Source organism: Arcticibacter eurypsychrophilus (genome assembly GCF_001730525.1).
In the GTDB taxonomy this organism is placed as follows: domain Bacteria; phylum Bacteroidota; class Bacteroidia; order Sphingobacteriales; family Sphingobacteriaceae; genus Arcticibacter; species Arcticibacter eurypsychrophilus.
In genome coordinates this window covers 39858-66592 of record NZ_MDFN01000029.1, presented here as the reverse complement: position 1 = coordinate 66592, position 26735 = coordinate 39858, and the positions used below count along the sequence as shown (strand labels likewise).

Here is a 26735-nt window from a genome sequence, read left to right as displayed (position 1 = left end):
AATCAAATATGTAGTTCATAGGACGGATACGCTTTAATATTTAAAGACCTGGATCATGTTTGGGCTGAGTTAAGGCTTACCTATAATGGAGATTTTGCAAATTTGGTCTATGGCAATTTACCTGATGAAAAAGCTGTTCTTGATACACTAAAAAAGATAAAGAAAAGACTTAATAGTGTTATCTGGGCTATTGAATAAATCTAAACGAATATGATTTTTAAGCCTGGATGCCGCCGCTGCGTTGGATGTACTCCATAAGTTCGCCGATTGGTCTGGCGAGGATTTTACCTACGATGATGTGGTGCTTTTTGCATAATGCCTGTAATGCATCCTGGAAATGCCAGGCGATGGTGCCGACGAAGTGGCAGGGGTATTTGCGGTGGTCGTGATAGGGCAAAAGGTGGGTGACAATGAATTTGTCGAGTCCGCAGTTTAGTAATTCTTCGATAAAAGGATCGGAACGATGCTGATCCATAAATGGGGCAAAGGAGGAGAGATAAATATTGGGCATGGGTCGCTGATATACATTTTCAATGATAGATTCTTTACTTACTTGATACTCTTCTTTGAATGCTTTGCGCAGCCCTGCGGGCATGGTGCCATATAGAAAGGAGGTGACGAGTTCTTTGCCGAACCATGCGCCTGAGCCTTCGTTGCCGAGGATAAAGCCTAATCCCTGGTTTCCGTATTGTACGGCTGTTCCGTCAAAGAAAGCGATGTTCGAGCCTGATCCGAGTACGCAGGTGAATCCTTTGTCATTGCCGCAGGTAGCATAAGCGGACCCGATGGCATCATTCTCTACGTCAATAAATGCATTTTTGAATACTGTAGTCAGGGCATTGGATACCATTTCATGGCGGTCGGGATTGGCGCATCCTTCTCCGAAGAAATACACTTCGCTGATGTCCTCGGCGTACTTTTTAATTTCTGGCTTTTGTATGATGGACCGGGTGATCTCTTTTTCGTTGCTGAAGTAGGGGTTGATGCCTTTGGTGCTGAATTCGATTAATCCTGTGGGATTTCCTGAAATGATCCAATCTGTTTTGGATGATCCGCTATCGGCAACTACTATCATGGTAATTTTGTTCTGGTTTATATTTCTTCCAGAGCCTCTGAAGTAAGTGGTTTGCCTATAAAATTGGTGATAAGCTTGTTTTCCTTTATTTCTTTCAGGTCTCTTGGGTCGAAAGACGAAGTTAACATATATATTTTTAAACTGGCAGGAAAGTAGTGTTTAATGGGTTCCAGCCTTTTAAGGAATTGAAAGCCGTCAATTCCGGGCATGCGGATGTCTAGAAAGATGATATCGGGAAGGGTATTGGTTTGCGCACACAGACTCAGGTACTCAATAGCATCCAATGGGACGTTAATAATTGTGATTTTATCGGCAAAGTGATTTGCCTCAATAAGCATGGTATTGATTATGTTATCGATGTAGTTATCATCGATTAAAAGCACCGATTTATATTTAAAATCACACATACAATACTTGCTAGCAGAAGACAGATTGTTCTTATATACGGAAAAATCTCTTTAAAGTTACATAATTAGCTTTAGAAAACGTTATTTCCGGCTAATTCTTTTAATGCGATTTCAGCTTGTTTGGCTTGGTATTGGGAATCGGTAAACCTGACGGAGGCTTCGAGGAAGTTGCGCTGCGCTTCTCTGAACTCTAAGGGGGTGACACTGCCTAAACGGTATTTATCCAGCGTAATTTGTAAGTTTTGTTTGGCTACGTTCTGGTTATCGTTTTCGAGCTTTACCAAGGTGAGATTGGTGCGGTAGGTTTGGTAGGCTGTGGAGAGCTGAGAAATGATATTCTGCTTCAGCCGGCTATAATCCAGCTGTGCATTGTCAATTTGAATACTGGCATTCTTCTCGTTTCTTTTTTGCAAAAAGCCATTGAAGAGATTGAGGGAGGCGGTAATGCCATAGTTGAATCCTTGTCCCTTGGAATCGCGGGCGAAACCGAGTTCGGAATGTGAGTTGCTGAAATTATACCCGGAATTGACCCCTACCGTTGGGTACCGAAGGGCTTTTACTTGTTTGAGGTTTAAGCGGGCAATGCGCTCATTGATAAATGCGGTTTGGATGACCGGGTTTTCTTTGGAAGCGCGATCCAGGAGCTCCTGGTAGACCAGGTTTTTGTCGATTGTAATGCTGTCCCTGATTTCGAAGCTGGTATTGACCTCTCGTGCCAGCAGTTCATTTAAGGCGATTTTATTGGAGAGTACAAGGTCTTTTTGTCGTAACAGATCAGTGGTGTCGGTATTCAGGTCGACTGTGGCATTTAATACTTCGAGTTTGGCTGCCTTTCCTATGGTATAGCGGTTGACGGCGGTGTTGAGCCTTTGGCGGGAGATGGTGACTACTGAATCTCGTGCTTCTGCTTCTTTTTGCAGGCGGATAAGATAGTAGTAACGGTTTACGACATCGGAAACGGTACTTAGCATTGTAGCCTTCATATTGGTTTCGCCTAATTTCTCGAGTTCTTTGAGCCTGTCGTAGTTGGCAAACATGCCAAAGCCATCAAAGATGGTCCAGTTTAAGCCAACACCATAATTGAGACTGGAGTTTTTGGCTTTATCGAGTTTACGGATGGATCCATCGGATTGGGTCTGACTGGTATTCTGGATGGAATGGGCATTGCTGAAGTTGCCACTTGCATTAGGCAACAGGCCGGCATTGGCCAGATTGACATTATTGCTGCTGACCTGTGTTTCGTTTTTGGAGATCCGGATATTGTAGTTATTCTCCAAAGCGATGCGGATGGCTTGTTCAAGGGTCAACACTTCCTGTGCCTTGATTTTGGTGGTACTGACCGTGGTAATGATCAGAAGTAATGCGATACTAATCGGGCTAAATCTCATGTGCTTAATTAACCTCAATAGTTTCGTGTTTTTCAAATGAGTCGATTTCTTTTAACCGTTCTTCGGATCTGCGCTTCCTGGACCACATGGAATAGATGGCCGGAATGATGAACAGGGTAAGGATGAGGGAGAAAATGGTTCCTCCTACAATGACAATCCCCATTCCCATACGGCTTTGTGATGCTGCTCCTAAGGCCAGGGCAATTGGAAGTGCACCAAGAGAAATAGCTAGACTGGTCATTAAAATAGGTCTCAGTCTTGATTCTGATGCTTCGAGAATGGCTTCCATTTTGCTCTTTCCCTGCTGACGCAGATGGTTGGCAAACTCCACGATCAGAATTCCATTTTTCGTGACTAGCCCAATGAGCATGATCGTTCCGATCTGGCTGAAGATATTCCAGGTCTGTCCGCTGAGCCAAAGCGATAAAAGGGCTCCGGCAACGGCCATTGGGACGGTTAAAATAATGATGAGAGGGTCGATGAAACTTTCGAACTGGGCGGCAAGGATCAGATAGATCAGTAACAGGGCCAGACCAAAGGCAAAGAGGGTATTGGATCCGCTTTCTACAAAGTCGCGGGACTCGCCACCAAGATCGGTAGTGAAGGTATCGTCTAATACTTTGCCGGAAATGCGTTCCATGGCGTCTATGCCATCTCCTATACTTTTTCCGGGAGCTAATCCTGCGGATACGGTTGCGGAAAGGTACCGGTTATTATGGTAGAGTTGTGGGGGACTGCTCAGTTCTTTTAAACTGACCAGGTTGTCGAGCTGAATAAGCTGCCCGGTATTGCTTTTTACATAGATGGAGGTTAGGTCAATTGGTGCTTCGCGGTCCACTTTGTCAAACTGCCCGATGACCTGGTATTGCCTGCCGTTCATTAAGAAGTAGGCGAAACGCTGTCCGCTGAGGGAGAGTTGCAGGGTTTGGGCTACATCGAGGACGGATACGCCAAGACTTTGTGCTTTTTCGCGGTTGATGGTGATGTTAATTTCGGGTTTGTTGAACTTCAGATTGACATCGGAAGTGGTGAAGGTTGGGTCCTGTGATACCAGGTCCATAAATTCGGGCACTTTTTTCTCGAGCATTTCGAAGTTGGGTGCCTGGATGATGAATTGGATGGGGAGTCCTCCACGCCTGTTGACTGAGATGGTAGGCTGCTCGGTAACTAATGTTTTGCCTTCGCTGTATTTTTTGGTAAGGCGGGTAAGTTTTTGGGCAATTTCCTTTTGACTTGTTTCGCGTTCGTCGGGTTGGCTCAGGGAAATGATCATCCTTCCTGTATTGATGGAAGAGGAACCGAATCCAGGGGAGGTCATCACCAGGTTTACTTTTTTCTCCGGGATGGAATCGTTGACGAGTTTGGTGAGATCTTTCATATAGCGTTCCATGTATTCGAAAGAGGCGCCTTCGGGGGCGCTTACAACGGTACGCAGGTAACTTCGGTCATCATAAGGGGCTGTCTCTTTTTGGATGATCGTGTAGAAAAGACCAATCAGGCCAATACAAGCTAACAGTATGGGGAAGCTAAGCCATTTTCTTGTCATGAAGCTGCTGAGTGCGGAAGCGTATCCCTTATTCAGTTTAACGAAATAGGGTTCGGTGATGTCGTAAAAACGTGACTTTTTATGTTTCCCTGCTTTCATCAGGTAAGCATTCAGCATCGGGGTAAGGGTAAGGGATACGAAAGCGGAGATCAGTACGGCTGCCCCGATGACGACTCCAAACTCTTTGAAGAGCCTCCCCACAAATCCTTCCATAAAGATGACGGGCAGGAATACCGCCGCCAGGGTGATTGAAATAGAGATAACGGCCATGAAAATTTCATTGGAGCCTTTGATGGCGGCTTCAATGGGCGACATGCCTTCTTCTACTTTTTTAAAGATGTTTTCGGTAACGACAATACCATCGTCGACCACCAGTCCTGTTGCCAGTACAATAGCTAAAAGGGTGAGGACATTGATGGAGAACCCCATCGCGTACATGATGAAAAAGGTAGCGATCAGGGAAACGGGTATGTCGATAAGCGGCCTCATGGCAATGCTCCAGTCCCTGAAAAACAGGTAAATGATGAGGATTACGAGGATGAGGGAAATGCCGATCGTTTCGACTACTTCGATTACGGATTGCTTGATAAATAAGGTATTATCTACCGCTATATCGAGTTTAATGTCTTTGGGTAGTTCTCTTTTTAATTGTTCAAACCGTTCCTGGAAGGCATTGGAAATCTCCAGATAATTGGTACCGGGTTGCGGGATAATGGCTAAGCCTACCATGGGTTCGCCGGATTGCGTCATTTCAGTTTCGAGATTTTCGGGACCGAGTGTTGCCCTGCCGATATCGCTCAGGCGGATGATCTTATCGCCTTCTGTCAGAATGATCAGGTTGTTGAATTGTTCTTCGTTAGCCAGGTTTCCCAGGGTTTTTACGCCTAATTCGGTATTGTCGCCGGTTAATTTTCCGGAAGGGAGTTCTACATTTTCTCTTTCTAGGGCATTGCGCACATCGGCTACGGTGAGGCCGAAAGAGGCGAGTTTCATAGGGTCGATCCAAAGGCGCATGGCGTAACGCTTTTGTCCCCAGATCTGTACACTGCTGACACCGGGAATGGTTTGGATGCGTTGTGAAATTACATTTTCGGCATAGTCGCTTAAAGCGAGCTGGTCCCTGACGCTGCTCTGTGCCGTCATCGTGATGATGGGCTGCGAATCGGCATCTGCTTTTGACACGACGGGAGGGGCATCAATATCCTGTGGCAGACTCCGTGAGGCTTGTGATACTTTATCGCGCACATCATTGGCGGCTTCTTCCAGGTTTTTATCGAGGTTAAATTCGATGGTGATATTGCTGGATCCCTGGTTGCTGGAGGAAGTGATGTTACGGATGCCGTCGATGGAGTTGATGGATTTTTCGAGTGGCTCGGTGATCTGCGACTCGATGATGTCGGGATTGGCTCCTGCATAACCGGTGCGGACGGAGATCACGGCGGGGTCTATAGAGGGAAATTCCCTGATCCCCAGAAAGGTATATCCGATGATTCCGAATAAAATGAGTACCAGGTTGATTACAATGGTAAAAACCGGTCTTTTGATGGCTGTGGTAGATAAACTCATTGCTCGTTATTATTTCTTTGAAATAACCACTTTGACAGGATTTCCTTCTTTTAGGGTCATTACACCGGTGGTAAGAACGGTGTCACCTTGTTTCAATCCTGAGGTGATCAGTACATCTTTTTCTGTTCGTGTGGATGTTTCCACCATTACTTCCTTTGCTTTGCCTTTGGAGGCGATGAATACTTTTTTGCCGTTCTGAATGGGGATAATGGCTTCGCTGGGAATGAGCAGGGCTTTATCGACATTGCTGAGCGGTAACTCGATGTTGGCAAATGATCCGGGGATCAGGGTGCCATCGGGGTTAGAGGCTTTGGCACGGAGTTGCAGGGTTCGGGTTGCGGTTTCGACCTGTGGCTCTATGGCATATACGGTAGCGCTGTATTTTCGGCTGCTGCCAGAGATAGTAAAGGTGATCTTCGTGTTATTTTTTACTTTGGAAGAGTACTTTTCGGGTACGGAAAAGGTGATCTTGATGGGGTCGGTATCGACTAAACTGGCTACTATAGTGGTAGGGGTGAGGTATTCGCCTTCGGATGTGTTGCGGAGTCCTACGGTTCCGCTGAAGGGTGCGCGTACTTGTGTTTTGTTTAACTGGGCACGGATCAATTGGGTTTGTGCTTTTAGTGAGCGCAGATCGGCAAGTGCGATATCAAACTCTTCCTGGCTGATGGCTTCTTTGGCCAGGAGCTGACTGGCTCTGTTTTCGGTTCCGGCAGCTAGCGACTGTCGGGTTAAGGCTTGTGAAAGTTGTGCACGGAGTTCGGAATCGTCAATCTTAAGGAGTACCTGTCCTTTGTTTACTTTGCCGCCTTCTTTGAATGTAATGCCGCGTACGACTCCGGAAACTTCGCTGCGGATGTCTACGCGTTCGTTGGCGTCGATGGAACCGGTGATAGAAAGGGTGTTTGCGTAGGAGGTTGGGCTTACAATGATCCCGTTTACGGTAGCTGTTTTTTGAGAAGCATTTCCTTTGCCTGCGGACTCAGCTGCGGTAGCTTTTTTGTTAGCGGTGATTCTGTAAATAACCAGAGCTGCTACTCCACCAATCAGCAAAGCGTAAATGATATATTTTAGTTTCATACGTTATTGGATACAACAAGGTTGACCGTCTTTGTTTGGGTTACGTTCTGTCCGTAATCGTAAAATTACAATGTTAGTGCTTGTGTTTTCAGGTGTATCAAGTATTTTACCTGAATTAACGCTTGATACACTAGCAATGAAATCATTACTTTTGCCCATCATATGAATAAATTTACTCTTTTCTCTGTACTGGTACTTTTTATTATGCTATTTACTATAAAAAATGCGGATGCTCAAACGGAAATTGCCTTTGAGTTGTCTTTTTCAGAGCCTCAGGCGCACTATGTGGATGTAAACATGATCCTTTCGGGGGTTGATGCTGATTTTATAGATGTAAAAATGCCGGTATGGGCGCCGGGTTCGTACCTGGTGAGAGAGTTTTCTAAAAATGTGGAGCAGTTTGGCGTGAAAGGATTATCGGGTACGGAGATTCTGCCTTTTGTGAAGATTAACAAGAATACCTGGAGGATTACTACGAATCATAATAAAAAAATAACGGTCTCTTATAAGGTGTATGCTTTTGAGATTTCGGTGCGCACGAGTTTTGTGGATGACGCCCATGCCTTTATTTCGCCTACAGGGGTTTTTATGTATGTAAACGGAATGCTGAATTTGCCTGCTGTGGTGACGGTTCAGCCCTTTGCTGGATGGAAAAAGGTGTCTACGGGATTGGAGCCGCTGAAGGGGTTCAGCTACAGGGCGTCTGATTTTGATGTGCTGTTTGATTCGCCGATAGAGATCGGGAACCAGGATACTTTTGAATTTGATGCGGCTGGTACGAAACATACGGTAGCGATGGTTGGCAGTGGCAATTACGATAAGGCGCGGTTGTCTGTCGATATGGCGAAGATCGTAAATTCGGAGAAATCTATTTTTGATCACATGCCGAATACGAGATATGTGTTTATTGTGCACAATATGCTGAAGGGTGGCGGTGGTCTGGAGCATTTGAATTCTACGGTATTGGGTGCTTCGCGTGATGGTTACGGTACAGAAAAGGGGTATACCAATTTTCTGGGACTGGTTGCACATGAATATTTCCATTTATGGAATGTGAAAAGACTGCGCCCTGAGGCTTTGGGTCCTTTTGATTACGACAATGAAAACTATACGACGGATTTGTGGATTTCGGAGGGTTTTACGGCTTATTATGATAACCTGATTTTAAGGCGCAATGACTTTTATTCGCCGGAAAAATATCTGGATGTGATTTGTAGTGATATTGAGATCGTGGAGAACCAGGCGGGTACAAAGATTCAGCCTGTTGCGGAATCGAGCTTTGATGCCTGGATTAAATATTACCGTCCGAATGAGAATTCGAAGAACACCGGGATCTCCTATTATAATAAAGGTGCTTTGCTGGGGATGATTCTCGATTTGGAGATCATCAATGCAACTAAGGCGCAAAAGGGTCTGGATGATGTAATGAAAGCGATGTACGACGAGTATTACCTGAAGTTGAAGAGGGGTTTTACTTCGCTGGAATTTAAAGCGATGGCTGAAAAGGTGTCCGGGATTTCATTGGATGCCTTCTATAGGGAGTATGTGTATCAGGCGGGACCGATTAATTACTCGATCCATCTGGATCATGCAGGATTGAACCTGCTGAACGATTATCAGGGTAAAGAAGTGGCTTCTTTAGGTTTGGTGGCCTCGAATAAAGAGGGAAAGTTTATAGTGAGCAGTGTGATGCGTGATGGGGCAGCCTGGAAAGAGGGCATCAGCGTAAATGACGAGATCATTGCGGTTGATGGTAATCGTTTTACCGGTGCTGTGGAGGTTGCGAAAGTAACAACGGACCTGGATCAATATATTGCAAACAGAAAGGCAGGTGAAAAGGTTAATGTGTTGTTATCCCGTGATGGGTTGATTAAAACAGTGTCTGTGACGCTGCAAAAGGATCCGAAGGGGAAATTTCATATAGAGAATTCGAATGATGCGACTGTGGATCAGTTTGCAGTACGGAAGAGATGGCTTAATTTATAACGGAATTTAGGTATGACAAAATTCGCTGAGGAGTTTCAACAGGTTTCGGAAGAAAAGGCGTTTGATCTGGATCATCGCCGGATCATCAACTTTAATATTGGACGCTATACCACTGCGGTAAATCGTGGTCTTTCCAAATTGGCTAATCTGGAGGCTTCTAAGAAAAAGGGGCATGTGATTAAGTGGAAAGTGATGGAGAACCTGGATAAGTATCTGCTGGAGTTTGAGTCGAACTTTCAGAAAAAGGGCGGAAAGGTGATCTGGGCGAATGATAAGGAGGAGGCGCAGGCGGAAATTCTGCAGATCATCAGGCGTGCGAATGCCAAAACGGTGATTAAATCGAAGTCGATGACTACGGAGGAGATTCATTTGAATGAGTTTCTGGAGGCCAATCAGATTGACTCGCTGGAGAGTGACCTGGGTGAATTTATTGTGCAACTGCTGGGACAAAAGCCTTATCATATTGTGACTCCTGCCATGCATTTGAGCAAGGAGGATATTGCCAAACTGTTCCATGAGCGGTTTGATACGCCTGCGGATGCGACACCGGAACAGTTAACGGCTAAGGCCAGAGTGCTGCTGCGGGAGAAATATACGACTGCAGATGTGGGCATTACTGGGGCTAATTTTCTGCTTTCGGATGTGGGCAGTGTGGCGGTTACCGAAAATGAAGGGAATGCCAGGCTTTCGACTACTTTTCCGCGGATCCAGATTACGATTGCTGGTGTGGAGAAAGTGATTCCTTCTCTTAATGACCTGGATTTGTTTTGGCCAATGCTTTCTACGCATGGTACGGGACAAAACCTGACGGTATATAATACTATTTTAGGTGGTCCGCGTCAGGATGGCGAAACGGATGGTCCGGAAGAGATGTATGTGATTTTGCTGGATAATGGGCGCACGAACTTGCTGGCACAGAAAGAACAGCGGCAGGGATTATACTGTATTCGTTGCGGGGCTTGTTTGAATGCTTGTCCGATTTATAAAAATATTGGTGGCCACACGTATGAAACGACGTATAGCGGCCCGATTGGTTCTATTATTACACCGCATTTAAGTGGTATGGAGGAGTTTAAGCATTTGAGTTTTGCTTCGAGTTTATGTGGTAAATGTTCGGAAGTTTGTCCGGTGAAGATTGATATCCACAAAATGTTATTGCTGAACCGCAGGGATTCTGTTTCGGCAGGACTATCGCCCAAAGTGGAGGTAATTGGCTGGAAAGGATGGAAAATGGCTATGCTCAAGCGTCGCTGGGTGGACCTGTTGGGCGGTAAGGTAAAGAATATGATGTTAAACACATTCTTTAAGAAAAGTTGGGGAAAACACCGTGAATTGCCTGTTGTAGCGCCTAAATCGTTCAGTAAACAGTGGAAAGAGGGGAAACGGAACTTAGATGAATTATAAAATATATTATTTTCTAAATCTTGTATATAAAGAATTGTAATTTTGCCCCTTCTTAATGGGCAAAAATGGATAAATTAAATAAGCAAAAAGATGCGCTGGATTATCATTCGCAGGGGCGTCCGGGTAAAATTGAGGTCATACCAACCAAACCTACTAATTCACAGCGTGACCTTACTTTAGCCTATTCTCCGGGAGTAGCTGAACCTTGTTTGAAGATCGTTGAAAACGTAGAAGATGTTTATAAATATACAGCTAAAGGTAATTTAGTTGCGGTGATCAGTAACGGTACTGCGGTATTGGGACTGGGAAATATTGGTCCGGAAGCAGGTAAACCTGTGATGGAGGGAAAGGGATTACTTTTTAAGATTTTCGCAGATATTGATGTGTTTGACCTCGAGTTGAATACCACGGATATTGATGAGTTTGTAACGATTGTGAAAGCGTTGGAACCTACTTTTGGTGGGATTAACCTGGAAGATATTAAGGCTCCGGAGTGTTTTGAAATTGAGCGCCGCTTGAAGGCAGAGATGAAGATTCCGGTGATGCATGATGATCAGCATGGTACGGCGATCATTTCTACTGCTGCTTTATTGAATGCCTGCGAGCTGCAAAATAAGGACCTGGATAAGGTGCGTATCGTAGTGAATGGTGCGGGTGCTGCTGCGATATCCTGTTCCAGAATGTATGTTACGCTGGGTGCAAAGCGGGAAAATATTGTGATGGTGGACCGAAAGGGTGTGATTCGTGCTGATCGTGTAAACCTGGAGGCGTTGAAGAAAGAGTTTGCCACTACGAAGGACTTGCATACACTGGAAGAGGCAATGGTGAATGCGGATGTATTTATCGGGCTTTCGGCTGCTGATTCGCTTTCTGCTGCTGCTTTGCTTTCTATGGCAAAGGACCCTATTGTTTTCGCGATGGCGAATCCAAACCCTGAGATTTCGTATGAATTGGCTACTGCTACCCGTCAGGATCTTATTATGGCGACCGGCCGTTCGGATTATCCGAATATGGTGAATAATGTATTGGGCTTTCCCTACATTTTTCGCGGTGCAATGGATGTGCGGGCGACCACAATCAATGAGGAAATGAAGATTGCTGCGGTTAGGGCTATTGCTGATATGGCAAAGAAAACGGTTCCTGAAGCGGTGATGCTGGCGTATAATATCCAGAATTTGAAGTTTGGAAAGGATTATATCATCCCGAAACCAATGGATCCGCGTTTGATTACAACGGTATCATCGGCAGTGGCTTTTGCGGCTATTGAATCGGGTGTTGCGCGTACTGTAATTACGGATTGGGATGCATATAAGGAGCAGTTAAGCAGGCGCCTGGGTGGTGACGATGCTATTTTAAGAGCATTGAGCAACAGGGCTAAGCTGGATCCGAAGCGTGTGGTTTTTGCTGAGGCGGATCAATACAAGATTTTAAAAGCGGCTCAGATCGTGAAAGAGGAGGGAATAGCGACTCCTATCTTATTGGGCAACAGAACGAATATTTTAAAGATCATCAAGGAGCACGACCTGGATTTGAGGGGCGTCACAATTATTGACCCGCTTGAGAGTGGTGACCGTTTTGAGGAGTATTCGGAATTCCTATATCAAAAGAGAAAAAGAAGGGGTGTAAGTTTATTCCAGGCACGTAAACTGATGCGTGACCGTAATTATTACGGATCAAGTATGGTACAGTTTGGTGATGCGGATGCCTTAATTACTGGTTTGACGAATGATTATGGCTCCACACTGAAACCTGCTTTACAGGTAATTGGTGCTGATCCGGAGATTAATCGTGTGGCTGGGATGTATATGATGCTGACGAAAAAGGGCCCTGTGTTTTTTGGGGATACCACTGTAAATAAAGATCCTACTGCTGAGGATCTGGTCAGCATTGCACTTTTGCTGGATAAGTCTGTGCGGAAGTTTAATGTCAGTCCCCGGATTGCTGTATTGTCTTATTCGAATTTCGGCTCCAATGAAGGGGTTGTTCCTGAAAAGACCAGGGAGGCTGTTCGTTTGTTGCATGAATATTATCCACAGATAGTGGTAGATGGTGAAATGCAGGGGAACTTTGCAGTAAACAAATGTTTGCTGAAAGAAAATTTCCCTTTCAGTAAGCTGATTGACGCTCCTGCGAATACTTTGGTATTCCCTAACCTGGAGTCAGGAAATATTGCTTATAAATTACTTCAGGAATTGGGCGAAGCGGAGGCTGTGGGACCTATTTTATTAGGTTTAAACAAACCGGTGCACGTTTTGCAAATGGGAAGTTCTGTGCGCGAGATCGTCAACATGGTGACCATTGCGGTGGTGGAAGTTCAGGAGAAGCAAAAAGATGCTGCTCAAATGTTATTTAAATAGTAGAAAGTATGTTCGCTTATATTGATGGAAAGTTGGTGTTTAAATGCGCTGCGTATGTGATTATAGAAGCTGGTGGCGTAGGTTACCACATCAATATATCCATTCATACTTATGCTAAGCTGCCGGAAACGGAGAATTGTAAGCTGTACGTTTGGCAGCATATTAAAGAAGATGCGCATACTTTATACGGGTTCGCAGATGAAGGAGAACGACGTGTATTCCTTCATCTGATTTCTGTGTCGGGAATTGGTCCCGGTACCGGACGGATGATCTTATCGTCGATTACGCCTGATGAGATCCAGATTGCAATTGTGAAGGGGGACGTGCCTCTGATCCAGAAGATTAAAGGAATAGGTCCGAAGACTGCACAAAGAATGATCCTGGAATTGCAGGATAAATTAAAAAAAGAAGGGATTGAAACCTTATCATCTCTTCCCCAGTATAATACGATTAAAAACGAAGCTTTGTCTGCATTGGTAATGTTAGGTTTTGCAAAGAATGTAGCAGAAAAAGCTTTAGATAATGTATATAAAAGAGAGACTGGTGACTTATCAGTAGAGCAGCTCATTAAATTTGCACTTAAAAGTTTGTAATTACGGAAATATCCCCTGTTTTTAAACGATTTAATACTGTCGTTGCAGTATGGTTTTTATTTCTTGTTTCCTTCTCCGCATTACCATTATATGCACAAAATAGACTGGTACATTCTCAAGATAAACATGCGGACAGTTTAAGGGTTCCCTACCCTTTTAAAGACTCGCGTCTTTTAGAGCTTCGGAAACCGTCGGGAATGATATTGCCCAATCCATCTAATATTATCCGTACGGTTGAATTTGATCCGGCAACCCGACGTTACATCATTCAGGAGAAAATAGGCGAGCATTTATACCGTGCTCCGCAATATATGACCATAGATGACTACCAGCGGTATGAAAATCAGCAGCTTAAATATGATTTCTGGAAAGGGATATCTTCAGCTAAGGTAGATTCAACTAAACAGCAGGGAGGGTTAATTCCTTCCTTTTCGGTGAACAGTCCTTTGTTTAATACCATTTTTGGGGGCACGAACATTGACATTCGTGCACAAGGATCGGCGGATATCACCCTTTCGGGCAAGATTAATAAAAATGAGAATCCGCTGTTGACGGAAAGGCAAAGGCAGCAATTTAACCTGGATTTTGATCAGCGGATTCAGATGAATGTGACGGGACAGATTGGTACGCGGTTTCGCATGGCGACCAATTACAATACGGAATCGCAGTTTGACTTTGAAAACGAGATTAAGCTGGATTTGAAGGGTAAACCGGATGATATTATACAGAAGATCGAGATTGGGAATGTGAGTATGCCACTGAGTTCTTCCCTGATTACAGGGAGTCAGGCTTTATTTGGATTGAAAACACAGCTTCAGTTTGGGCCATTGAGTGTGACGAGTGTGTTTTCGCAGCAGAAGTCGCAGCAAAGTGAGATCACGATTACAAATGGTTCGCAGCAGAACGAGTTCAGGATCAGTGCGGACAGTTATGAGACAAACAAACATTATTTTCTTGCGCATTACTTTCGGAACCGGTATAATGAGGCGCTGCAAAGTATTCCTATTATCAGGAGCAGTGTAAATATTACGAAAGTGGAGGTATGGATTACCAACCGTACAAATAGTGCAACGGATTCAAGGGATGTGCTGGCTTTTATGGACCTAGGGGAGAATGCTCCTTACCAGACTGGTTTATTTCAGGGTGGAGGGGGATATTCGCAGCTTCCGGCGGGGGGACCGATAAATGATCCAGCATTTCCGCAGCAATCTAATAATTTGTTGCAAAACCTGCCCCAGGATGCTTTGCTGACGAATTCGAACGGTATTAATGCTTATTTTCAACAGTATGGTGGTACGGATAACTACTCGAAATTAACGTATGCGCGTAAGCTGACCGATCAGGAGTATGTGCTTAATTCTCGTTTGGGTTATATCTCGCTTAATTTTGCATTAAATGCAGATGAGGTTTTGGCGGTGGCCTATCGGTATAATAGTAATGGTGTGGAATACCAGGTGGGACAGCTTTCGTCGGATGTTCCGGTTGATCCGAATGCGCCAAAGACATTGGTGACTAAGTTGCTAAAGAATGAAAATTTGAAGACGAGTTTGCCTACCTGGGACCTGATGATGAAAAATATCTATTCTTTGGGGGCTTACCAAGTGAGTAGAACTGATTTTAATCTGAATGTTTATCGTCTGGATGAGAATTCGGGAGTAGAGAAACCGCAGATGTCTGAAGGGCAGAATACGGCTGGGCAACGCTGGCTGCAGTTAACGGATCTGGATAATTTGAATCAGGCGGGCGATAGGGGTGCTGATGGAACGTTTGATTTTGTGGATGGCGTTACGATTGACCCTCTTTATGGCCGGATTACTTTTCCGCTGGTAGAGCCTTTCGGTGCTGATCTGGCTGCCCAGTTTACGCCGGCTGAGCAAAGTTTGAAGGATAAGTATGCGTATCAGCCGTTGTATGACTCTACGCGTGTGATTGCACAACAGTTGTTTCCAAAGTTGAATCGCTATATTATTAAAGGAACGTATCAGTCGGAAGTTAGTTCTGAGTTTCAGTTGAACGCGACTAATATTCCTGCTGGCTCTGTACAAGTTTTCGCAGGGACGCTTCCGCTGGCAGAGGGGGTAGATTTTACTGTGGATTATAATATTGGGAGGGTGCGGATTCTGAACCAGGCATTGCTGAATTCAGGTCAGACGATCCGGATTAAATTGGAGAGTAATGAGTTGTTTGGACTTCAGCAGCGTTCTTTATTCGGCTCCCGTCTGGATTATAAAGTGAGCGACCGTTTTAATATTGGGGGAACGATTATGAACCTGACGGAAAAACCTTTGACCGCTAAGGTAAACATTGGCGAGGAACCTATTTCAAATACGATGTGGGGGCTTGATGCGAATTATAGTTCAGATTCGAGATGGCTGACACGGATGGTGGATAAAATACCATTTATTGATACTAAGGTGCTTTCTTCGGTGACGATGTCGGGTGAATTTGCCAACCTGATTCCCGGTCATCCTAAGTCACTGGATTTTGCCGGTAGTACGAATGGGGTGAGTTATGTGGATGATTTTGAGGGGACACGTTCTATTATAGATTTGAAGAGTGCAATTGGCTGGCAATTATCGGGTACGCCGCAATTGTTTCCTGAATCAACACTGAGTAATGATCGTTCGTATGGTTATAATCGTTCTCGTTTGGCGTTTTATAACCTGGATCCTATATTTTTTAACCGGGCGGGTTCTACTGCGCCTGCTAGTATCCGTTCGAATAAAGATGAGCTTTCGAATCATTATGTGCGGGAGGTTTACGAGCAGGAGGTATTTCCGCTGAAACAGTCGCCTACAGGTTTGGCGCTGACGCTGCCTACTTTTGACCTGGCGTTTTATCCGATGTTGCGAGGTCCTTATAATTATACGACGACCGGGCTGAACCAGAATGGGCAGCTGCTTAATCCAAAAAGCCGTTGGGGCGGTTTATTCCGTAAACTGGAAACGACTGACTTTGAGTCGTTAAACGTGGAGTTTGTGGAGATTTGGATGATGGATCCTTTTATTTACAAACCGAATTCGGAGGGTGGAGATTTGTATTTGAATTTGGGTAATATCTCAGAGGATATCCTGAAAGATGGCAGGAAGTCATTGGAAAATGGATTGCCTGCTGATGGGGGCGAAAGTCGCACGGATAGTACGCAATGGGGAAGGGTGCCTAAACTTCAGCCTATTATTCAGGCGTTTGACAATAATCCAGAGGTTAGAAAGGTGCAGGATGTGGGCTTGGATGGATTGGGTGACGGGATTGAGAAGCAATATTTCGCTCCGTTTGTGAACCAAGTATCGGGCCAGTTGACTAGTTCTGCAGCTGCGGAGATCAATGCGGATCCATCATCAGATAATTATCAGTATTACAGAGGAGGAAGTCTGGAAGATACGAATGCCGGAATATTAAAGCGGTATGAGAAGTACAATGGAACAGAGGGTAATTCGAAAACGATAGCGCAGTCGCTTTCGGAAACCGGCATTGAGAACTCAGCGGCGACATCTTTGCCGGATGGGGAGGATATTAACCGGGACAATAACATGTCGTTAACGGATGAATATTATCAGTATAAGATTTCAATCCGTCCACAGGATATGGTGGTGGGTCAGAACTTTATTGCAGATAAAGTGACTTCCACAGTGAAACTGGCCAATGGAAGTACGCAACAGGTTTCCTGGTATCAGTTTAAAATTCCTATTTCGCAGTATCAGCAGCGGGTAGGAAATATTGAAGATTTTAAGTCCATTCGTTTTATGCGGATGTTTATGACTGACTTTGCTGATTCTTCCGTGCTTCGGCTGGCTAAATTACAGTTGGCAAGAGGGGAGTGGCGCAGGTATAATTCGGAGAGCAGTCCGGCGAAAGTATTGGTTGATCCTACTTTAGGCACTAACCCCGGTTTAGATAATTCGGTTCTGGATGTGAGTACGATCAATATTGAAGAGAATGGAAAGCGTAGTCCTATTCCTTATGTGGTACCGCCTGGCATTAACAGGGAGCGTGATTTAACCAATTATACGGGCGATACGCAGCAAAATGAGCAATCGCTGTTGGTTAATGTGAAGAATCTGAGGGATGGGTATACGAGGGCTGCATTTAAAACAGGCTATAATGATTTCAGGTCGTATGGCCGTTTGGAAATGTTTATCCATGCGGAAGGCGACTTGCTTCAGGACAATGAAATTTCTGCTGTAGTCAGGATAGGAACGGATAATCAGGATAATTACTATGAGTATGAGATTCCGTTGCAGATTACTCCGGCAGGTACAGGTGATCCGTATTCGATCTGGCCTGAAAGCAATGCGATGGATCTGGATCTTAAGAATCTGCAGGCTGCAAAGGCGGAAAGAAACAGTGCTTTACTGGATGGCTTACCCTGGCCCGTAAATGTGCCTTATGTGTATACGGATGGCTTGAATACCATCCGGGTAATGGGACAGCCCGATCTAAGTAAGGTGAGGGTCTATATGGTTGGGATTAAGAATCCTTTGCGTACCAGTACCAGGCCGGGAGGTGATGATGGATTAGAGAAATCGGGACAGGTATGGTTCAATGAACTGCGATTAACGGATTTTGACGAGCGTGGGGGATGGGCTGCTACAGCGAGAATGAATGCGAAACTGGCTGATTTCGCTGATGTGACGGTTTCGGGAAGTAAAAGTACAGTTGGTTTCGGGTCTATTGATCAGCGTACCAGTGAGCGCAACAGAAATGATGACAAATCGGTGGACGTAGCTGCTAATGTAGAGCTCGGTAAGTTTTTCCCGGCTAAATCAGGAATTCAGATTCCGGTGTTTGTGCAGGTTTCCACTCAGAACAGTACGCCGCAATATGATCCACGGTCTTCGGATCTGGAGTTAAAAACAGTGTTGAAGAATCTTTCTAAAGCGAAGCAGGATTCTATTCACCGGATCGTAGATGATTATACACAAAGGAGGAGTTTTAATCTGACTAATGTGCGTAAAATCAAAACGGATCCGACGAGTAAAAGCAGGATTTGGGATGTGGAGAATCTGAGTGCTTCTTATTCGTTTACGGATTACAGTCACCGGGATTATATCACTGAAAAATCAGTACAGAAGACTTATCGTGGAAGTCTGGCCTATAACTATAATAGTAAACCAAGGAACTACACGCCTTTCGCGAAGATCATTAAGTCGAACACATTTGCGCTATTGCGTGATTTTAATTTCAACCTCATGCCCTCGGTTCTGAACTTTCGAATAGATGTGGACCGTTTGTATACGGAAAACTCGCTTCGGGATAATGATCCGGGAAATGTGTTGCCGCTGTCCACGTTTAATAAGAACTTTCAGATGAGCAGATTGTATGGGATCAGCTGGAATTTGACTAAGTCTCTGCAGGTGGATTTCAACGCGACGAATTATTCTATAATTGATGAGCCGCAGGGAAAGGTGAATGGACTGGCAAGAGACACGATTTGGGAGAACCTGAAAAAGCTGGGGCGGACAACTGATTATAACCACACGATGAATGTAAGCTATACACTTCCGGTAAATAAGATTCCGGGGTTCAGCTGGACGAATGTCATTGCCCGTTATGGAACTAATTTTAGTTGGAAAACCGAGCCTTTAATTACGCTTCGTGATCCGGCTATTGATTACGGTAATACGATTCAGAATTCGAGGATCATCCAGATTAATCCAACTTTAAATTTTGTAGGGTTATATAATAAGTTTGATTTTGTACGGAAAGCATCCAGGGATAAAGGGTCTTTAAGTTCCTTCCTGGTGGGTACGGTTACAAGTATTAAAAACTTGACGGGTGCTTATACCATTACAAATGGGACGTTTATGCCGGGTTATCTTCCGGGTACAAATCTACTTGGTTATGATCTGGATGAAAATGCACCGGGCTGGGGCTTCATTTTTGGAAGTCAGCAAGATATACGGGGAAAGGCGGTTGAAAAGGGCTGGATTACGCGTGATACCTTACTGAATCAATTGTACGTGACCAGCAGAAAAGAAGATATCAATTTAAGAGGAACGATTGAACCTATCAAGGATTTGCGGATTGAGCTCATCGCATTGAAAAGTTCGAACTTTAATTATTCAACTAACTTCAGGTTTAACCAAGTGACCAACGAGTTTGAGAATCAAAGTCCGGTTACAAGTGGCGACTTCAGTATCTCCTTTATCGCCTTGCGTACTGCATTTGGGAAAAATGCTTCATCAGGAAATACCAATCTATTCCGGAAGTTTGAGGCGAACAGGTCCCTTATATCCTCCAGACTTGCTGCAGGAAATCCGAATTCAAATGGTGTGACGGATGGTTATGCGGATGGATATGGTAAGAACTCTCAGGATGTTGTTGTAGCCTCTTTTATCGCTGCGTATACAGGACAGGATGTTTCATCTGTTAGCTTGAAACGTTTTCCAGGCATACCTATACCAAACTGGCGAATTTCATATAATGGTTTAACGAAGTACGATTTCTTTAGCAATATGTTTAGCTCTTTTAATTTAAATCATAGCTACCGTTCCACTTATAATGTAAATGGATTCAATTCGCTGGTACGATATGCAGAAGTGGATGGTGCGGTGAGTGTGAAGGATGCGCAGGGTAATTTTCTTCCTTATTATCAGTTTACGCAAGTGACTTTATTTGAGCAGTTCGTTCCGTTGATCGGTGTTGACTTCCGGTTGAAGAATAATGTGTCGCTGAACTGTGAATACCGCCAAACCAGGGGATTGAGCTTGAGCTTAACCAATAGTCAGCTTGCTCAGCAGGAAGAAAAGGGTTTTGTTATGGGTATGGGTTATCGTTCCGCTAATTTCCGCTTTCCTTTTGGGTTGTTTGCCTCCAGGAAGTCGAAGAACGATGTGAATCTTAAAATGGATGTTGCTATAAATGATATAAAAACGGTTATTTATCGTGCGGATGTAGAAGATGCCGAAGTGTCATCAGGCGCTAAAACAATCAGTATAAAACCTTCTTTGGATTATATATTGAATCAGCGGTTAAATGTCCGTTTGTTCTATGATGGAAGTGTCAATAAGCCATATACTTCGCAAACTTTTAATACCTCGTTTAGTAATTTTGGAATAAATCTGAAGTTTACTATCCAGTAAGCATTGGAAAGTAATTTCATTACAGTATTTTTGAAAAAAAACAACATGAATTTTCCTTCAGAGTTAAAATATACCAAAGATCACGAGTGGATCCGTTTAGATGGTAATAATGCTATAATCGGTATTACTGAGTTTGCACAAAGTGAATTAGGGGATATTGTGTATATTGATATCAATACCATCGGTCAGGAAGTGGCAAAGAATGATGTATTCGGTACAGTGGAAGCGGTTAAAACGGTTTCTGATCTATTTATGCCTGTGACAGGTACGGTGCTTGAACTGAATGATAAACTGGATGCTAATCCTGAATTTGTGAACCAGGATCCTTATGGTGATGGCTGGATGGTTAAAATCGAGGTGAAGTCTATTCTTGATTTTGATGACCTTCTGAATGCTGAGGAATATAAAGATCAGATTGGCGTACAATGATCAAAAGCTTAAAATATCAGTTACCTGCCATTTTATGGCTGGTACTGGTACTGGTGATTTGCAATGTGCCGATGAATGATATACCGGGAAGTTCTCAAGAATATTATGAGGGTTTTGATAAAACAGTTCATACTGGTTTGTTCTTTGTTTTAACCACCCTGATTTTCTACGGTAGCATCAATTCTCATAAGAGCCTGTTTTTAAGCTTTTTTACCATTTTTAAAATTGCTTTTTTAAGTTTTTTTTTCGGGGCGTTTATTGAAGTGCTGCAATGGAAAGTCTTTACTTATCGCTCGGGTGATTGGTGGGATCTATTTTGCGATACAGTAGGTGTAGGAATGGCCGTTTTTAGCTATTTAGTTTTATGCAGAACGCGACATGGAAAGAAGATTTAAGCTGATTATTCTGGTTCTTATTATCCTGGTGTCCAGTTCTTGTGGAATCTTTCGAAAAAAATGCAATTGTCCGCACTTTAGTAAACAGCATATTAATTTTACAATTAAAAGGTAATCTTAGTAGAAGTCTTATTTGGATTTATACCAAATAAGGACTATGTTTGCATATAGAACAATTACAAATGAAGCTATCGCAATTGCGCCCGGGTCAATCAGGTATCATTAAAGAATTCACTGATTTGGAAATGTCGGTTAAGTTAATGGAAATGGGATGTTTACCCGGAGAATTGATTTTAGTTGATCGTTATGCTCCTTTAGGAGACCCAATAGCGATTACAGTATCTGGTTACCAGTTGAGCTTACGTATGCAGGAAGCTTCAACTATAGTATTGCAGCACTTATAATTAAATTAACTTGAAGGTAGCGCTAGTTGGTAACCCTAACACAGGTAAATCTACGTTATTCAACGTTCTAACAGGATTAAATCAGAAGGTTGGCAACTTTCCAGGTATTACCGTCGATAAAAAGACAGGAACATGCAAGCTACCGGATAAAAGAAACGCACTGATCATTGATCTTCCCGGAACCTATAGTCTTTATCCAAAAAGTAAAGACGAATCTATTGTGTTTGAGGTTCTTGCTGATGTGAAGAATCCTGTACATCCCGACCTGATCATTGTGGTGGTAGATGCCACTAATTTAAAGCGAAATCTACTGCTCTACACGCAGGTTGCCGATCTTAAAATCCCCGTAATTATTGCTTTGAATATGATGGATCTGGCTAATAAGTCGGGTTCAGTCATTGACGTAGATGCCCTTTCGGATAAATTGGGTGTCCAGATTGTGCCCGTTACCGCCAGGCAGGGGATCAATGTTGATAAATTGAAAGAGGCGATTGCTTTCAATCCGGCGATTGCTTTGCAAAAAGACACGATTGAGGTAAGTCTCCTTGCACCGGAACTGATCCATAAGATTGGTGAAGAATTGCTGTTGGATAGCCCTTATGTGGCACTTCAGATGGCACATCAGCATGAGAATTTGCGTTTCCTGACGCACGACGAGAGCAGCCGGATTGAAGAACTCGAACAAGAATTCTCTTTTCACTCTCAATCATCAAAAGCAGAAGAAACCATAGCCCGATATAATTATATTAATATAATTCTTGCAGACACCGTTACCACAAGCTCTGAACCGAAGAAAGAAACGCCAAGCAATAGAATAGACAAAGTATTAACGCACAGGATCTGGGGTTTTGTCATTTTCTTTTTTATTCTTTTTATCATATTTCAATCCATTTTTGCCTGGTCTGCCTACCCCATGTCACTGATAGAAAATGCTTTTATGTGGCTGACGGGTTTAGTGCATACTCATTTACCTACCGGGGTATTGACAGATCTGCTGAGTGACGGAATTATTGCCGGTTTAAGTGGAGTGCTGGTATTCATTCCTCAAATCGCTATTTTGTTTGCCTTTATCTCTATTCTGGAAGATACCGGCTACATGTCTAGGGTCACCTTTATGATGGATAAAGTGATGCGGAAGGTAGGGCTTAACGGAAAGTCTGTTGTTCCTATGATTGGCAGTTTAGCTTGTGCCGTTCCCTCCATTATGAGTACCCGGAATATTGAAAGCTGGAAAGACAGGATGATCACTATTATGATTGTTCCTTTGATTAGCTGTTCCGCCAGGCTTCCCGTATATGCCGTTTTAATCGCCTTAGTGGTACCTGATACTAAAATCTTTGGGTTTCTAAATCTGCAGGGACTGGCATTGATGGGTATGTATTTCATTAGTTTTATTGCGGCTATTGTAGTGGCTCTTGTGTTTAAACTGGTGTTGAAAGCAAAGGAAAAAGGATATTTCATCATGGAGCTTCCCGTATATAGAATGCCGCGCTGGGACAATGTATTGCTGACCATGTATGAGAAGGTAAAGACATTTGTTCTGGAGGCGGGAAAAGTAATTGTTGCTGTTTCTATTGTGTTATGGGGACTCTCCAATTATGGTCCGCCGGGCAAGCGGGCTCAGGTAGAAAGTAAATATCAGTCTGCAGAAGTAGCCAATACGTATACACCCGAAGAACTCAATCTGCATCGTTCATCCGAATTACTGGAATCATCTTATGCCGGGGTGATCGGTAAATTTATTGAGCCGGCTATTGTTCCCCTTGGATATGACTGGAAAATAGGGATTGCCCTGATCACTTCATTTGCTGCCAGGGAAGTTTTTGTAGGTACTATGGCTACCATTTATAGTGTGAGTAATGATGAGGCGCATATTTCATCTGTTACAGATAAAATGAGGGATGCGCGGAATCCTGATACAGGACTTCCTGTTTTTACATTGGCCTCTTCTTTTTCACTTATGATCTTTTATGCCTTTGCGATGCAATGTATCAGTACAATTGCAGTAGTGTACCGGGAAACCAAATCCTGGAGATGGCCTTTGATTCAATTTGTTTATATGACAGCGCTTGCTTATTTTGCAAGTCTTATTGTATTTAACCTCTTAAAATAGGAACAGATTTCGTGGATAAAGTTAAAATTCTTGCTAAATACATACCCGAACAAGCAGCTCCGGTAATAGCCAGGTGGATAGATTACTATAAATGCGATTTCAAAGTTTCTGTGAAAAGAAGTACCAAAATGGGCGATTACCGAGCCCCTTTTAAAGGTCAGAATCATCGTATCTCTGTTAATCATGACCTTAATCCTTATGGATTTTTGATTACTACGGTTCATGAATTTGCACATTTGCTTACCTGGAATGAAAATAAGAATAGGGTGAAACCTCATGGTGCAGAATGGAAGAATAACTTCAAGAGGATGATGAAGCCTTTTTTTGACATGCAGCTATTTCCTGAAGATCTGCATCAAATCATTGAGCGTTATCTGCAAAATCCAGCTGCTTCAAGTTGTAGCGATTTAAAGTTATTTAGGGCGTTGCAGGCCTATAATGCTGCTTCAGATCTCCGGTTTGTTGAAAGTCTCCCTGTTGAATCGTCTTTCCTGTTGAAAAATCGCTTGTTTAAAAAGGGGAATAAAATTCGAACCCGATTCAGCTGTATGGAAGTAAGTACCGGTAAAATTTACCTTTTCCATCCTATGGCTCAGGTTGTGCTCGTACCACCTTTAGAAAATAAAGATTAGTTGATACTTCCACTTTTATAAACGGCTTCATTATCAATAATATCGAAATTAAGGTGAAGTTTATCTCCTATAAATTTTTCGGTATTTGATACCAGTTCCCTGATAAATTCATCTTCTTTTTCTACCCGGATCACCGTTCTGTAGGTACCTAATCCCGGCCGGCTGAGGACGATATACCTTACTCTGGAATCTTCTGTAATTCCTTCAAGTACTAAATTGAATTTACCTTCTCTTTTAAGCGCATCTGTCATGAATGAAACAGTACTGTCCAAATCTCGTGTAACACCTTTTACCGGATTATAAGGAGCGGCATTGAAATCGGAAGAATTACTTCCTTTTTTTGATTCCGCATAAAATAAAACATTGTTCCTGAAATATTCCCTTTCAGACTGGTAAGCGAAATCAATGGATTCATTATGATGATTTTCTTTAAACAGGATCACTTTGCCTTTGTGCAGATAGTAGTGTTTTGTAATATGACCGTATTGGTTGCTTTCGCCATTCTCAATATATAACAGTGGTTCCCCATTGTTGAGATAAGCGGTAATATAAAAGGAGTAATCACCCAGCGTATAGATCATACTTTGTTTTTTTTCATATTCAGGAACCAGAATATCTAAAGAATCTCCATACCTGCTGATGCCTCTTTCATCCGTATAAGCCGATTTGTCAGCACTCATCAGAGATTGGGGATGCTTCTGTTTTTGCTTTATGCGGTCGCAGGAAGAGAGGGAAAAAAGGAGAATAAAAGAAAATATATAATATGAAATACCTATTTTCATGAATGTTTTTGTCATGCACATGTATCCTATAAACAAAAATAAAGGCAAACCGTTTAGATTAATTTAACCGCAAAAGGACAAAATTTAACATATTTCAATGTAATTTGCCTATTTCATTCTATTAAACACAGATTAAAAACTTGTAAGTTTGAGTTTCAAAAAAGCAAAATGAAATATATATATACAACATTCATAATTTTACTTTTCGCAGGAGCTGGATCAGCGCAGGAATATTATCTTAAACCTCAAACATTCATGCCAAATTCAGAAAAGGAAGTCGTTATAGACCTTTATCGAGGCAATAAATTTGATACAGCAGTAGACAGGAAGATTGAAAATGTAAAAATTAAAAGTGCAGCATATTTTAAGGACTCAAAACCGGTATCACTTATCGATAGCGCAGGAGCCTTAAAATCTTCCTTTCTGATTCCGTTGAAGGATAAGGGACTTTACCTGACATCTGTAGAGTTGTATGGCAGTGTAGAACAGAAATCAAAGACTTCTTTAAGTAATCAGTTTACCGAAGAAGGATTTGCCGATTTGGCTGAAAAGATCGCTATGAAGCAATTGTTTTCTATAAACAATCACTATGCAGTCAAAACATTAATCATGGCGGAGAAGCCATCAGGTGATGCCTATAAGATGCCTTCTGAAAGTGATTTTGAAATTGTATTGATGCAGAATCCGTATAAAATGAAATATGGGGAAGATGTTACCGTACAGATACTTTCTAAAGGGAAATCATTGCCTAAGGTTCATGTGTCCATTGTAACTAAAACACTGAGTGGAAGTTTATTCAGCTCAGAGCAGATCACTGATGATGATGGAAAGGTATATGTGAAACTAAACAGAGCTGGAATCTGGCTGATAAAAGCGATTAATATTGTGCCTGCGGAAAAGGAAGCGGACTTCGACAGGTGGTTTTCTTCTTATAGCTTCAGTTTTAATAACTTATAATTATGATCAAAAAAACCTGGATACTCGTTTTAATAGTCGCATTTGGTTCGTTTAGTTCCTGTAAAAGTAAAAAAGCACTGGTATCTATGCCCGTGGGTACATCTGCTTCCGACAGCGACGCGGAATACGACGCTTACCGGAATAAGTTACCTGATACAAAAATAGATCGGGTTCAAAGTGGGTTGAAGGTTACTTTCGACTCAGAAATCCTGTTTCCTATCAATTCTTCTTATCTGACAGAGCCCGCAAAAGCGAAGCTGTCAAGTTTGTTAGAGATAATTAAACAAAAAGGGCATACTAATTTGTCAATTGAAGGGCACACCGACAAAACAGGCCCCCCAGATTATAATAAATGGTTATCCGAAAAAAGAGCATTATCGGTGAAAGCGTTTGCTGTAAGTTTGGGCATTTCAGATGCCTCAATCGGTACCGTAGGTTATGGAGATACAAAACCAGTTGCCGATAACAGTACTCCTGAAGGAAGAGCTAAAAACAGGCGTGTGGAAATAATTATTTCTAGAGCTAAATAAGTTTTGCAG

General features: G+C 43.0%; 18 protein-coding genes. 12 read left to right on the top strand and 6 right to left on the bottom strand.

Annotated elements, in window-relative coordinates:
• Window positions 1-217 precede the first annotated feature (217 nt).
• From BFL47_RS15340 to BFL47_RS15320, 5 genes are all read right to left on the bottom strand, one after another.
• Window positions 218-1075 (bottom strand): N-acetylglucosamine kinase, encoded by an 858-nt coding sequence (locus BFL47_RS15340; RefSeq protein WP_069660680.1) that lies wholly within the window; start codon window positions 1073-1075, stop codon window positions 218-220.
• A gap of 17 nt (window positions 1076-1092) precedes the next feature.
• A complete protein-coding gene (locus tag BFL47_RS15335; RefSeq protein ID WP_069660679.1) occupies window positions 1093-1482 on the bottom strand; it encodes a response regulator in 390 nt (129 codons plus the stop codon).
• 71 nt (window positions 1483-1553) lie between these two features.
• A complete protein-coding gene (locus tag BFL47_RS15330) occupies window positions 1554-2870 on the bottom strand; it encodes a TolC family protein (RefSeq protein WP_069660678.1) in 1317 nt (438 codons plus the stop codon).
• 4 nt (window positions 2871-2874) lie between these two features.
• Window positions 2875-5982, bottom strand: a complete 3108-nt coding sequence (locus BFL47_RS15325; protein ID WP_069660677.1) for an efflux RND transporter permease subunit — start codon at window positions 5980-5982, stop codon at window positions 2875-2877.
• A gap of 9 nt (window positions 5983-5991) precedes the next feature.
• Window positions 5992-7062: an efflux RND transporter periplasmic adaptor subunit gene (locus BFL47_RS15320; RefSeq protein ID WP_069660676.1), complete on the bottom strand. Its 1071-nt coding sequence runs from the start codon at window positions 7060-7062 to the stop codon at window positions 5992-5994.
• Window positions 7063-7224: 162 nt separating this feature from the next.
• On the opposite strand from BFL47_RS15320, the gene BFL47_RS15315 reads away from it, so the two are divergent.
• The 10 genes from BFL47_RS15315 (at window position 7225) to BFL47_RS15270 (ending at window position 24457) form a co-directional block, all read left to right on the top strand.
• Entirely contained in the window at window positions 7225-9048 is a 1824-nt protein-coding gene (locus tag BFL47_RS15315; protein WP_069660675.1) for a M61 family metallopeptidase, read from the top strand.
• Window positions 9049-9060: 12 nt separating this feature from the next.
• Window positions 9061-10452: a LutB/LldF family L-lactate oxidation iron-sulfur protein gene (locus tag BFL47_RS15310; RefSeq protein WP_069660674.1), complete on the top strand. Its 1392-nt coding sequence runs from the start codon at window positions 9061-9063 to the stop codon at window positions 10450-10452.
• Window positions 10453-10517: 65 nt separating this feature from the next.
• Complete coding sequence (locus tag BFL47_RS15305; protein ID WP_069660673.1) at window positions 10518-12809, top strand: NADP-dependent malic enzyme; 2292 nt, start codon at window positions 10518-10520, stop codon at window positions 12807-12809.
• An 8-nt stretch (window positions 12810-12817) separates the two neighbouring features.
• A complete protein-coding gene (ruvA, locus tag BFL47_RS15300; RefSeq protein WP_069660672.1) occupies window positions 12818-13402 on the top strand; it encodes a Holliday junction branch migration protein RuvA in 585 nt (194 codons plus the stop codon).
• 197 nt (window positions 13403-13599) lie between these two features.
• A complete protein-coding gene (gene sov, locus BFL47_RS15295; protein WP_139125835.1) occupies window positions 13600-20484 on the top strand; it encodes a T9SS outer membrane translocon Sov/SprA in 6885 nt (2294 codons plus the stop codon).
• 45 nt (window positions 20485-20529) lie between these two features.
• The gene (gcvH, locus tag BFL47_RS15290; protein WP_069660670.1) at window positions 20530-20913 is read left to right on the top strand and encodes a glycine cleavage system protein GcvH; all 384 of its coding nucleotides are present in this window, start codon (window positions 20530-20532) and stop codon (window positions 20911-20913) included.
• Window positions 20910-21308 carry a VanZ family protein gene (locus tag BFL47_RS15285; RefSeq protein ID WP_069660669.1) on the top strand — a complete coding sequence of 133 codons (399 nt, stop codon included), beginning with the start codon at window positions 20910-20912 and terminating at the stop codon, window positions 21306-21308. The genes gcvH and BFL47_RS15285 overlap by 4 nt, the downstream gene beginning before the upstream one ends.
• A 182-nt stretch (window positions 21309-21490) precedes the next feature.
• Window positions 21491-21712 (top strand): FeoA family protein, encoded by a 222-nt coding sequence (locus BFL47_RS15280; protein ID WP_069660668.1) that lies wholly within the window; start codon window positions 21491-21493, stop codon window positions 21710-21712.
• A gap of 10 nt (window positions 21713-21722) precedes the next feature.
• A complete protein-coding gene (gene feoB / locus BFL47_RS15275) occupies window positions 21723-23825 on the top strand; it encodes a ferrous iron transport protein B (protein WP_069660667.1) in 2103 nt (700 codons plus the stop codon).
• 11 nt (window positions 23826-23836) lie between these two features.
• Window positions 23837-24457 carry a SprT-like domain-containing protein gene (locus tag BFL47_RS15270; protein ID WP_069660666.1) on the top strand — a complete coding sequence of 207 codons (621 nt, stop codon included), beginning with the start codon at window positions 23837-23839 and terminating at the stop codon, window positions 24455-24457.
• On the opposite strand, the gene BFL47_RS15265 is transcribed toward BFL47_RS15270, so the two are convergent.
• Complete coding sequence (locus BFL47_RS15265; protein ID WP_139125834.1) at window positions 24454-25239, bottom strand: hypothetical protein; 786 nt, start codon at window positions 25237-25239, stop codon at window positions 24454-24456. The two genes, BFL47_RS15270 and BFL47_RS15265, sit on opposite strands and share 4 nt — an antisense overlap.
• A 168-nt stretch (window positions 25240-25407) precedes the next feature.
• Here BFL47_RS15265 and BFL47_RS15260 point away from each other — a divergent pair, with 168 nt between their 5' ends.
• Both BFL47_RS15260 and BFL47_RS15255 read left to right on the top strand, forming a co-directional pair.
• On the top strand, window positions 25408-26196 hold the full coding sequence (locus BFL47_RS15260; protein ID WP_069660664.1) for a DUF4198 domain-containing protein: 789 nt from the start codon (window positions 25408-25410) through the stop codon (window positions 26194-26196).
• A gap of 2 nt (window positions 26197-26198) precedes the next feature.
• Complete coding sequence (locus BFL47_RS15255; protein WP_069660663.1) at window positions 26199-26726, top strand: OmpA family protein; 528 nt, start codon at window positions 26199-26201, stop codon at window positions 26724-26726.
• Window positions 26727-26735: the final 9 nt, after the last annotated feature.

Excerpts from the sequence above, each read along its gene's own strand:
- BFL47_RS15340 (WP_069660680.1), bottom strand. The coding sequence starts at position 1,075 with ATGATAGTAGTTGCCGATAGCGGATCATCCAAAACAGATTGGATCATT.
- BFL47_RS15335 (WP_069660679.1), bottom strand. The coding sequence starts at position 1,482 with ATGTGTGATTTTAAATATAAATCGGTGCTTTTAATCGATGATAACTAC.
- BFL47_RS15330 (WP_069660678.1), bottom strand. The coding sequence starts at position 2,870 with ATGAGATTTAGCCCGATTAGTATCGCATTACTTCTGATCATTACCACG.
- BFL47_RS15325 (WP_069660677.1), bottom strand. The coding sequence starts at position 5,982 with ATGAGTTTATCTACCACAGCCATCAAAAGACCGGTTTTTACCATTGTA.
- BFL47_RS15320 (WP_069660676.1), bottom strand. The coding sequence starts at position 7,062 with ATGAAACTAAAATATATCATTTACGCTTTGCTGATTGGTGGAGTAGCA.
- BFL47_RS15315 (WP_069660675.1), top strand. The coding sequence starts at position 7,225 with ATGAATAAATTTACTCTTTTCTCTGTACTGGTACTTTTTATTATGCTA.
- BFL47_RS15310 (WP_069660674.1), top strand. The coding sequence starts at position 9,061 with ATGACAAAATTCGCTGAGGAGTTTCAACAGGTTTCGGAAGAAAAGGCG.
- BFL47_RS15305 (WP_069660673.1), top strand. The coding sequence starts at position 10,518 with ATGGATAAATTAAATAAGCAAAAAGATGCGCTGGATTATCATTCGCAG.
- ruvA (WP_069660672.1), top strand. The coding sequence starts at position 12,818 with ATGTTCGCTTATATTGATGGAAAGTTGGTGTTTAAATGCGCTGCGTAT.
- sov (WP_139125835.1), top strand. The coding sequence starts at position 13,600 with ATGATATTGCCCAATCCATCTAATATTATCCGTACGGTTGAATTTGAT.
- gcvH (WP_069660670.1), top strand. The coding sequence starts at position 20,530 with ATGAATTTTCCTTCAGAGTTAAAATATACCAAAGATCACGAGTGGATC.
- BFL47_RS15285 (WP_069660669.1), top strand. The coding sequence starts at position 20,910 with ATGATCAAAAGCTTAAAATATCAGTTACCTGCCATTTTATGGCTGGTA.
- BFL47_RS15280 (WP_069660668.1), top strand. The coding sequence starts at position 21,491 with ATGAAGCTATCGCAATTGCGCCCGGGTCAATCAGGTATCATTAAAGAA.
- BFL47_RS15265 (WP_139125834.1), bottom strand. The coding sequence starts at position 25,239 with ATGAAAATAGGTATTTCATATTATATATTTTCTTTTATTCTCCTTTTT.
- BFL47_RS15260 (WP_069660664.1), top strand. The coding sequence starts at position 25,408 with ATGAAATATATATATACAACATTCATAATTTTACTTTTCGCAGGAGCT.
- BFL47_RS15255 (WP_069660663.1), top strand. The coding sequence starts at position 26,199 with ATGATCAAAAAAACCTGGATACTCGTTTTAATAGTCGCATTTGGTTCG.